The organism is Kitasatospora sp. NPDC001664, from assembly GCF_053596675.1.
The window spans coordinates 56,105-66,562 of record NZ_JBSFGS010000041.1 but is presented as its reverse complement, the minus strand read 5'-3'; the positions used below and the strand labels follow the sequence as shown (position 1 = coordinate 66,562).

The 10,458-nt window shown below is 71.8% G+C and carries 5 protein-coding genes and 2 pseudogenes; 5 read left to right on the top strand and 2 right to left on the bottom strand.

Annotation, left to right across the window (positions count from 1 at the left end; all coding sequences use genetic code 11):
• The 3 genes from ACWCYY_RS36765 to ACWCYY_RS36755 form a co-directional block, all read left to right on the top strand.
• Nucleotides 1-304 (top strand): DUF3459 domain-containing protein (locus ACWCYY_RS36765; RefSeq protein ID WP_449798509.1); only part of this gene is annotated, 304 nt, incomplete at its 5' end.
• 84 nt (nucleotides 305-388) lie between these two features.
• Nucleotides 389-4,762, top strand: a complete 4,374-nt coding sequence (locus tag ACWCYY_RS36760; RefSeq protein ID WP_380149560.1) for a galactose-binding domain-containing protein — start codon at nucleotides 389-391, stop codon at nucleotides 4,760-4,762.
• A 117-nt stretch (nucleotides 4,763-4,879) separates the two neighbouring features.
• Nucleotides 4,880-5,893 (top strand): LacI family DNA-binding transcriptional regulator, encoded by a 1,014-nt coding sequence (locus ACWCYY_RS36755; RefSeq protein WP_345282583.1) that lies wholly within the window; start codon nucleotides 4,880-4,882, stop codon nucleotides 5,891-5,893.
• Nucleotides 5,894-5,950: 57 nt separating this feature from the next.
• Here ACWCYY_RS36755 and ACWCYY_RS36750 read toward each other — a convergent pair.
• A pseudogene (locus ACWCYY_RS36750) lies at nucleotides 5,951-6,310 on the bottom strand (discoidin domain-containing protein); the annotation flags it as partial.
• An 87-nt stretch (nucleotides 6,311-6,397) separates the two neighbouring features.
• Nucleotides 6,398-8,767: pseudogene (locus ACWCYY_RS36745) on the bottom strand (discoidin domain-containing protein); the annotation flags it as partial.
• 191 nt (nucleotides 8,768-8,958) lie between these two features.
• Between ACWCYY_RS36745 and ACWCYY_RS36740 the strand changes: the two are divergent.
• On the top strand, nucleotides 8,959-9,693 hold the full coding sequence (locus tag ACWCYY_RS36740) for a MerR family transcriptional regulator (protein ID WP_449798508.1): 735 nt from the start codon (nucleotides 8,959-8,961) through the stop codon (nucleotides 9,691-9,693).
• Nucleotides 9,693-10,394, top strand: coding sequence for a hypothetical protein (locus ACWCYY_RS36735; RefSeq protein ID WP_449798507.1), 702 nt, complete (start codon nucleotides 9,693-9,695; stop codon nucleotides 10,392-10,394). Before ACWCYY_RS36740 ends, ACWCYY_RS36735 begins: the two co-directional genes overlap by 1 nt.
• Nucleotides 10,395-10,458 lie beyond the last annotated feature (64 nt).

The following is a 10,458-nucleotide window of genomic DNA, read 5'->3' as shown; positions in this document are numbered from 1 at the left end:
GGCCGACTGGGCCCCGCTCACCGTGGCGGCCCAGTCGGCCGACCCTGAGTCGATGCTGTCCCTCTACCGCTCCGCGCTGGAGCTGCGCCGTACCGAAGCCGCCCTGCACGGAGACAAGTTCGAGTGGCTGCCCTCGGCCGGCGAGGTGCTCGCCTTCCGCCGGGGCGACCTGCTCTGCCTGGTCAACTTCGGGGCCGAGCCGGCCCCGCTCCCGGAGCACCGCACGCTGCTGCTGGCCAGCGGCCCGCTCAGCGGCCCGGCCCTGCTCCCCACCGACACCGCGGTCTGGCTGCGCGTCGCCTGATCCGCACGTGGCGCGGACACCCTCCGCCCGGCCCGCCATCGGGCCGGGTGCCGCTCCGCCCGCCGCCCCTCCCCGGAGGCCCGGATGGCCGTCTCGGCCCGGTCGCCACCGCACGCGCAAGGTTCCCTCAACTCCTCACCCCCACCCCGTCGTCAGAGACAGAGGACCCCCGTGAGAACCAGAGCACCGATCCCCCGGCTGGTGGCCACCGCGGCCACGCTCAGCCTGCTGGCGCTGGCCGGCCCGCTCCTCCCCGGTACCGCCGTAGCCGCCGGCGGCCCCAACCTGGCCGCCGGCAAGGCGGTCTCCGCCTCCAGCACCACCGGCGGCCAGTCCGCCACCAACATCAACGACGGCAACCAGGGCACCTACTGGGAGAGCGCCAACGGCGCACTGCCGCAGTGGGTGCAGGTCGACCTCGGCAGCTCCACCTCGATCGACGAGGTGGTGCTCAAGCTCCCCGCGGGCTGGGAGAGCCGCACCGAGACGCTGGCGGTACAGGGCAGCGCCGACGGCACCTCCTTCACCACCCTGGCCAGCTCGGCCGGGTACTCCTTCGACCCGGGCGCGGGCAACACCGTCCGGATCACCTTCCCGGCCGCCACCACCCGGTACGTCCGGCTGGCGATCTCGGCCAACACCGGCTGGCCTGCCGCGCAGATCTCCGAGCTGGAGGTGCACGGCTCCTCGACCACCAGCCCCAACCTGGCGCTCGGCCGGGCCTTCAGCAGCAGCGGCGTCAGCCAGACCTACGTGGCGGCCAACGCGGGCGACGGCAACCAGGCCAGCTACTGGGAGAGCGCCAACAACGCGCTCCCGCAGTGGGTGCAGGTCGACCTCGGCGCGGCCGTCGCGGTCAACCGGGCCGTGCTCAAGCTCCCGGCCGGCTGGGAGCGCCGCACCCAGACGCTCTCGGTCCAGGGCAGCACCAACGGCACCACCTTCACCGACCTCTCCGCCTCGGCCGGCCGGGTCTTCGACCCCGCCACCGGCAACGCGGTGACGGTCGACCTCGGCACCACCACCGTCCGGTACCTGCGGGTCAACGTCACCGCCAACACCGCGTGGCCGGCCGCCCAGCTCTCCGAGCTGGAGGTCTACGGGCCGAACACCGGCGACACCCAGGCGCCGTCCGCGCCCGGCACCCTGTCGTACACCCAACCCGCCTCCGGGCAGGTCAAGTTGAGCTGGGGTGCGGCCTCCGACAACGTGGGTGTGACCGGCTACGACGTGTACGCCAACGGCGAGCTGCTCACCAGCGTCGCCGGGAGCGTGCTGAGCTACACCGACAGCCGCCCGGACTCCGAGACGGTCTCGTACAGCGTCAAGGCCAAGGACGCGGCGGGCAACCAGTCGGCCGCGAGCAACACCGTGACCCGCACCGGCCAGAGCGGCGACACCCAGGCGCCGTCCGCGCCCGGCACCCTGTCGTACACCCAACCGGCCTCCGGGCAGGTCAAGCTGGCCTGGGGTGCGGCCTCCGACAACGTGGGTGTGACGGGCTACGACGTGTACGCCAACGGTGCGCTCCGCGCCAGTGTCGCGGGCAACGTGCTGACCTACACCGACAGCCGGGCCGACTCCGAGACGGTCTCGTACTACGTCAAGGCCAAGGACGCGGCGGGCAACCAGTCGGCCGCGAGCAACACGGTGCTGCGCAGCGGCACCACCGGCGGCACCAACCTGGCGGCGGGCAAGCCGATCTCGGCCTCCTCGGTGATCCACACCTTCGTCGCGGCCAACGCCAACGACAACGACGTGACCACCTACTGGGAGGCCAACGGCCAGCCCGGCACCCTGGCGGTGCAGCTCGGCTCCAACGCCTCGGTCAGCGCCGTGGTGGTCAAGCTCAACCCGGCGGCGGCCTGGTCCTCCCGGACCCAGACCATCGAGGTGCTCGGCCGGGACCAGTCGGCGAGCGGCTTCAGCTCGCTGGTGGCGGCCAAGAGCTACGCCTTCGACCAGCCCTCGGGGAACACGGTGACCATCCCGGTCTCCGCCACCGCCGCCGAGGTGCAGCTGAAGTTCACCGCCAACTCCGGCTCCGGGGGCGGCCAGGTGGCCGAGTTCCAGGTGATCGGCACCCCCGCGCCCAACCCGGACCTGACCGTCACCGCCACCTCGGCCAGCCCGGCCAACCCGGTGGAGACCGACGCCGTCACGCTCTCCGCCACGGTGCAGAACGCCGGCAACCTGGCCGCCCCGGCCAGCTCGGTCAACCTGTACCTCGGCTCCACCAAGGTCGGCACCGCCCAGGTCGGCGCGCTGGCCGCCGGTGCCTCCACCACCGTGCAGGTCAACGCCGGGGTGCAGAACGCCGGCAGCTACCAGCTCTCCGCCAAGGTCGACGAGGCCAACGCGGTGATCGAGCGGGACGAGACCAACAACTCCTTCACCGCGGCCGCCCCGCTGGTGGTCAGCCAGGTGGCCAGCTCCGACCTGCTCGCCTCCCCGGTCAGCTGGTCGCCGTCCAACCCGGCGGCCGGAAACGCCGTCAACTTCTCGGTGGCGGTGAAGAACCAGGGCACGGTGGCCTCGGCCGGCGGCGCCCACGCCATCACCCTCACCGTGGCCGACGCGAGCGGCGCGGTGGTGAAGACCCTGACCGGCGCCTACACCGGTGCCATCGCGGCCGGTGCCACCGCGGCCCCGGTGAACCTGGGCAGCTGGACGGCGGGCAACGGCAAGTACACCGTGAAGACGGTGATCGCCGACGACGCCAACGAGCTCCCGGTGAAGCGGGCCAACAACACCGACACCCAGTCCCTCTACGTCGGCCGCGGCGCCAACATGCCGTACGACACCTACGAGGCCGAGGACGGCGTGCTGGCCGGCGGCGCGGCCCTGGTCGGGCCCAACCGGGTGGTCGGCGACCTGGCCGGCGAGGCCAGCGGCCGCCGCGCGGTGACGCTCAACTCCACCGGTGCGTCCGTGGAGTTCACCACCAAGGCGCCCACCAACACCCTGGTCACCCGGTTCTCCATCCCGGACGCGGCGGGCGGCGACGGCATCAACTCCACGCTCAGCGTCTACGTCAACGGGTCCTTCCTGAAGACCATCGACCTGACCTCCAAGTACGCCTGGCTGTACGGCAGCGAGACCGCCCCGGGCAACTCGCCGGGCGCCGGCGGCCCGCGGCACATCTACGACGAGGCCAACGTCCTGCTCGGCACCACCGTCCCGGCGGGCAGCAAGATCAAGCTCCAGAAGGACGCGGGGAACACCTCGCAGTACGCGATCGACTTCGTCAGCCTGGAGCAGGCCACGGCCGTCGCCAACCCGGACCCGGCGAAGTACGCCGTCCCGGCCGGCTTCACCCACCAGGACGTGCAGAACGCCCTGGACAAGGTCCGGATGGACACCACCGGAACGCTGGTCGGCGTCTACCTGCCGGCCGGTGACTACCAGACCGCGAGCAAGTTCCAGGTCTACGGCAAGGCCGTGAAGGTGGTCGGCGCGGGCCCGTGGTTCACCCGCTTCCGGGCGCCGGACACCCAGTCCAACACCGACGTCGGCTTCCGGGCCGAGGCGACCGCCAACGGCTCCTCCTTCACCGGCTTCGCCTACTTCGGCAACTACACCTCGCGGATCGACGGCCCCGGCAAGGTCTTCGACTTCGCCAACGTCGCCAACATGGTGATCGACAACATCTGGGTCGAGCACATGGTCTGCCTCTACTGGGGCGCCAACACCGACAACATGGTCATCAAGAACTCCCGGATCCGCGACACCTTCGCGGACGGGATCAACATGACCAACGGCTCCACCGACAACCTGATCACCAACATCGAGGCCCGGGCCACCGGCGACGACTCCTTCGCGCTGTTCTCCGCGATCGACGCGGGCGGCGCGGACGAGAAGAACAACGTCTTCGAGAACCTGACCTCGATCCTCACCTGGCGGGCGGCCGGCGTCGCGGTCTACGGCGGCTACGCCAACACCTTCCGCAACATCCACATCGCCGACACCCTGGTCTACTCGGGCATCACCATCAGCTCGCTGGACTTCGGCTACCCGATGAACGGCTTCGGCACCGACCCGACCAACCTGCAGAACATCTCCATCGTCCGGGCCGGCGGCCACTTCTGGGGCTCGCAGACCTTCCCGGGCATCTGGGTCTTCTCGGCCTCGAAGGTCTTCCAGGGCATCCGGGTGAGCGACGTGGACATCGTCGACCCGACCTACCACGGCATCATGTTCCAGACCAACTACTCCGGCGGTCAGCCGCAGTTCCCGGTCAAGGACACGGTGTTCAGCAACATCTCGATCACCGGGGCGAAGAAGAGCGGTGACGCCTACGACGCCAAGTCCGGCTTCGGGATCTGGGCCAACGAGGCGGCCGAGGCCGGCCAGGGCCCGGCGGTCGGGTCGGTGGTCTTCAACAACCTGCGGATGAGCGGCAACGCGCAGGACATCAAGAACACCACCTCCACCTTCACCATCACCGTGAACCCGTAACCCCCTCCAGGTCCCATCCCTCCGAGAGCAGCTGCTGCCCCGGGCGCCCCTGACGCGCCCGGGGCAGCAGCGCAAGAAAGCGCAAACGGCTTGCGAAGGACGACGTACACTCCCATCATGACGCGACGACTCGCCCAGGTGGCGCAGAAGGTCGGGGTCAGCGAGGCCACCGTCAGCCGGGTGCTGAACGAGAAGCCCGGCGTCTCGGACGCCACCCGGCAGGCCGTGCTGACCGCACTCGACGTGCTCGGCTACGAGCGTCCCACCCAACTCCGCGGCGAGCGCGCCCGGTTGGTCGGCCTGGTGATGCCCGAGCTGCAGAACCCGATCTTCCCGGCCTTCGCCGAGGCGGTCGGCGGCGCGCTGGCCGGCCAGGGCTTCACCCCCGTGCTCTGCACCCAGACCGCCGGTGGCGTCTCCGAGGCCGACTACGTGGACCTGCTGCTGGCGCAGCAGGTCTCCGGCGTGGTCTTCTTCGGCGGCCTCTACGCCCAGGGCGACGCCCCGCACGACCACTACGACCGCCTCGCCGAGCGCAGCCTGCCCACCGTGCTGCTGAACGCCGCCATCGACGGCCTGGACTTCGCCCGGGTCTCCTGCGACGACGCGGTGGCCGTGGAGCAGTCCATCGGCCACCTCAAGCAGCTCGGCCACCGCAAGCTCGGCCTGGTGCTCGGCCCGGCCGACCACGTGCCGTCCCGGCGCAAGCTGGACGCGGCCCGGGCCGCCGCCGCGAAGGCGGGCCTGGAGCTGCCGGACAGTCAGGTCGAGCGGGCGCTGTTCACCCTGGAGGGCGGCCAGGCGGCCACCACCCGGCTGCTCAAGCAGGGCGTCACCGGCGTGATCTGCGCCTCCGACCCGCTGGCCCTGGGCGCCGTCCGGGCGGCCCGCCGGGCCGGGCTCTCGGTGCCGGACGACCTCTCGGTCATCGGCTACGACGACTCCTCCTTCATGACCTGCACCGACCCGCCGCTGACCACCGTCCGCCAGCCGATCGAGGCGATGGGCCGGGCCGCCGTCGACCTGCTGGTCGGCGAGATCGGCGGCGCGAAGATCACCCACGACGAGCTGCTCTTCGAGCCCGAGCTGGTGGTCCGGGGCTCCACCGCTCCGCCGCGCGAGCGTTCCTGAGCACAGCACTGAGCCCCCTGCGGTCCGCCGACCGCAGGGGGCTCAGTGCTGCGCCGGTTAGAGGACCGTCAGCTCGGAGAGCTGGGCGGCGGGCCAGGCGGTGTTGGCGGTGAAGGTCAGCCGCAGGTGGCGGGCGGTGGTGGACGGGAAGGTGATCGTCCCGGTCGGGGCGATCGCCACGCTCTGGGCGGCGGCCAGCTGGGTCCAGTTCACGCCGTCGGCCGAGCCCTGCACGGCGACCGTCTCGTTCCGGGCGCCCCAGGTGGGGGGCAGGGCGAGGCGCAGGCCGGTGGTGGCGGTGGTGGAGCAGCGGTCGAGGGTGAAGGTCTGCGGGAAGGCGTTGTTGGCGCTCTCCCAGTAGCTGGCCTGGTTGCCGTCGATCGCGTTGGCGGCGGTGTAGGTCTGGGTGGAGCTGCTCGCGGTGGCGCTCGGCGTGCAGGCGGGCGGCGTCGGGGTGGGGGTCGGGGTCGGCGTGGGGGTCGGCGTGGTGGTCGGGGTCGCACCGGTCAGCACGGTCAGCTCGGAGAGCTGGGCGGCCGGCCAGGCGGTGTTGGCGGTGAAGGTCAGCCGCAGGTAACGGGCGGTGGCCGACGGGAAGGTGACCTCACCCTGAGGGGCGATCACCACGCCGCGCGCGGAGGCGAGTTCGGTCCAGGCGGTGCCGTCCGTGGAGCCCTGGACGGAGACCGTCTCGGTGCGGGACTCCCAGCCGGAGGGCAGGGCGAGGCGGACGCCGGTGACGGCCGAGGCGGTGCACCTGTCCAGGGTGAAGGTCTGCGGGAAGGCGTTGTTGGCGCTCTCCCAGTAGGTCGAGGTGTTGCCGTCGACCGCGTTGGCGGGGCCGTAGTTCTGGTTGGTGCTGCTGGCGGTCGCACCCGGGGTGCAGGCCGGCGGGGTGGTGGGGGAGGGGGACGGCGACGGAGTGGGGGTCGGGGTGGGCGTCGGGGTCGGGGTCGGCGTCGGGTTGGTCCCGTTGGACGGGCGGCCGCCGTAGGTGAACTGCGGGTTCGGCCAGACACCGGTGCAGGTCGAGCCGGTGAGGCCGGAGTTGCCGCCGCCGTCGGTGATCTGGAAACCGGTGCCGACGCAGTTGTGGATCGGGGTGGGCGCCTGCGCGATGTTCCGGGCCGTCACGTTGGTGAACCGCATCGAGGAGTTGGCCTGTGCCTGGACGGCGTAGGTGCCGGCGCCGTCGATGGTGACGTTGGTGAAGCTGATGCCGTTGGAGGGGCCCTCGATGGTCTGGATCGCCTCGTAGGAGCTGTCCAGGATGTCGGTGTCCGAGATGGCGATGGTGGCGCCGGAGATCGGTTCGTTGAGGCCGCTGAACCAGACCGCGCCGACGCCGAAGTTCCAGTTGTAGTCGCTGTTGCCGGTCCGGATCAGGGTGTTGCGGGCGGCGGTGATGGTGCCCGCCACGGCGGTGCCGTTGCCGGAGGTGACGCCGGGGTACCGGTTGGCGATGTGCAGGCCGCCGCCGTTGGAGATGGTGTCGGCCATCACGTTGTCGGAGATGGTCCAGTCCTTGCCGCCGTACGTGACGATGTTGTTGGCCAGGATCGGCAGCACCACGGTGTTGTGGGTGAAGCTGTCGCCGACGTTGGGCACCCGCTCCGGCCAGGAGGCCAGGCCGTCGTCGCCGGTGTTGCGGACGAAGGTGTTGGTGACGCTCGAATTGGTCACGCCGGTGTGGAAGTTGACCCCGTCGGCGGTCTGGTCGAGGATCCGGCTGTTCTTGATGGTGAAGCGGTCCATCGGACCGTCCATCCAGGCGGCCACCTTGGTGTGCTGGATCCACAGGTTGTCGACGGTGGAGTTGCTCATCGCCCCGCCGATGGCGTTCACCTGGTCGTCGTCGATCCGCTCGCGGACGTCGCCGATGATGGCGAAGTCCTTGAGCGTGACGTTCCGGCTCGGCCCGTTGGCCTCGTGCGGGCGGACCGCGCCGCCGTAGCCGCCGCCCGGGACGTACTTGCCGTAGATGCCGGCCGCCCGGTTGCGGTTGATCGGGTCGCGCCCGCCGAGCACGGAGTACCAGGGCCCGGCCCCGGCCAGCGTGACGCCGTCCACCACCACGTGGTCGTAGAGGGTGAAGGTGCCGGTCGGGATCCAGACGGTCCTGCCCTGGGCCTGGCCCGCGTTGACGGCGGACTGGAACTTGGCGGTGGAGTCGGTGGCCCCGCTCGGGTCGGCGCCGAAGTCGGCCACCACGTCGAGCGCGCCCGCCGGCTTGGTCTTCGCCGGGCCGACCTGCTCGAAGTCGGCCAGGTCGATGGTGAAGCTGGGCGACTGCGCGGTGGAGGAGACCTGCAGCCGGACCTTGGTGCCGGTCGGCAGCAGCGAGCCGAACATGGTCCGGGTCTCGTCGTAGAAGTGGTGCGGGTTGGTGTCGCCGGGGTTGTTGTTGAACGGGTAACCCCCGTAGTACCAGCCGTACTTGGAGGTCACCGGGAGGTCCTTGAGCTTGCTGCCGTTGACCAGCAGGTCGATCGAGGCGTCCCGGCCCCGGCCGTCGGCCGAGTCCGGCAGGGAGTACCGGAAGCTCATCGCGTCGGCGGGTGCGGCGAGGGTGAACTCCACGTACTGGCCGGGCGAGTTGAGCGTCACGGCCTGGCGGCCGGAGGCCTCCGAGGGGAGCGTGCCGTAACGCCGCTCCGGGCCGATCACGGTGCCGTTGGTGGCCGCGAACTCGGCCTCCTGCTCCTTGAACGGGACGGTCGCGCCCCGGCCGGGAACGTCGAGCGGGGAGAGGGTGGGGACGGCGGCCGCGTGCGCGGGGGCCGCGGTGACGGCGAGCAGGGCGCCGGTGGAGAGCGCGGCCGCCGTGAGGACGGCGACCGGCCCGCGAAGGCGGCGGACGGTGGGTGGCTGCATGAGGGGGCCTCGCTGGGTCGTGGGTGGGGGACGACGGCCGAGCGAGGGAGAGACTAGGCGCGACGCTGCATGAAGTCCATGGAAACGTGCAAAATCTCGACAGGTAGGGCGCAAGTCTGTCGGCTGTGGCGTTGTGCGACGCCGGAGCGGCGGATTGACCTTGACGTAGCGGCAAGGTGTGTCATGGAGCCATGCGAATCGGCGAACTGGCCGCCCTGGTCGGGGTCTCCACCCGGACGGTGCGGCACTACCACCACCAGGGCCTGCTGCCCGAGCCCGAGCGGCGGGCCAACGGCTACCGTGAGTACGGCCTGCGGGACGCCGTCGAGCTGGCCCGGGTGCGCCGGCTGGCCGAGCTGGGTCTCTCCCTGGATGAGATCCGGGACGTGCTGGCCGACGACCGGGGGCGCGAACTGCGAGAGGTGCTCGCCGAGTTGGACCGTGACCTGGCCCGACAGCAGCAGGCCATCGCCGACCGCAGGGCCCGGCTGGCCGCCCTGCTGGCTCAGGAGGAGCTGCACCCGGACAGCGCCGTCGACCCGGAGCTCGCCGAGGTGCTGGCCGCGCTCCCCGTCGAGGGCTCGCCCTTCGCCGCACTGGACCGCGACGTGTTCGCCCTGGTCCACACCGCCGGCGGGCCCGAGCAGCGGGCCGAACTCCTCGACATGATCCGCCCGTTGGCCGGGAACGCCGACCTGCTCCCGCTCTACCGGCGCCTCGACGCGCTGGCCGGGGCGGCGCCGGACGACCCGGAGGTCGGCCGGCTGGCCGAGGAGCTGGTGGCGCACCTGCCACCGGTGATGGCCGAGCTGATGGCCGGCCGCACCCTGGGCGAGGAGCTGCCGGCCGCGCTGGCGGAGGAACTGGCGCCCGCCCAACTGGCCGTGATCCGACGGCTGTTCGCACTCCTGGGAGGAGAGGGCTGATGGACGGTGTCGAGACGGGTACCGGGACCGGGGTCGAGGGGGGTGCGCAGGAGGGCGGGCGGGCCGGTGCGCTGCGCGTGCTGCGCCGGCTGGCCCTGTTCGACCTCCGGGGGATGCAGAGCCTCTGGCTGCTCGCCCGACGCCGCCGGCACGGCGTCCCGCCGGGCGCCACCGCCCTGCCGTACGAGCGGGAGCAGCGCGGGATGCTGCTGGCCCTCCTCTTCGTGGTGGTGGTCGAGGGTGTCGCCACCGAGTTGCTGCTGCGCGGGGTCGGTGCCCCGGACTGGCTGCGCGGGCCGTTCCTGCTGCTGGACGTCTACGCGGTGATCGCCGTGGCCGCCATCGGCGCCGCCCGGGTCACCCGCCCGCACGTGGTCTTGGACACCGAGCTGCGGATCCGCTCCGGAGCCTTCTTCGACCTGCGGATACCGCTCGGACTGATCACCTCCGTGTACACCGAGCGGAACTACAACGAGGAGAGGGCCGTCGGCCTGGCCGACGGCCGCTGCGCGGTCCCGTCCGGCTCGCAGACCAACGTCGTGGTCGAGCTCGCGGCTCCGGTGACCGTCACCCGCCCGCTGGGCCGCCGGGCCGAGGCGCACCGGATCCACTTCTTCGCCGACGACCCGGTGACGGCCGCCGCCGCCCTCCGTGCCCGGCTCGGCCAGGCGGCTCCGACCGCCCGGCCCGCCGGCCGCTGACACCCTCACCGTGATCTCCGGGCTCCTCGGGGGATCCCGGGCGCCGTCCCGGTGACGGGGTGTC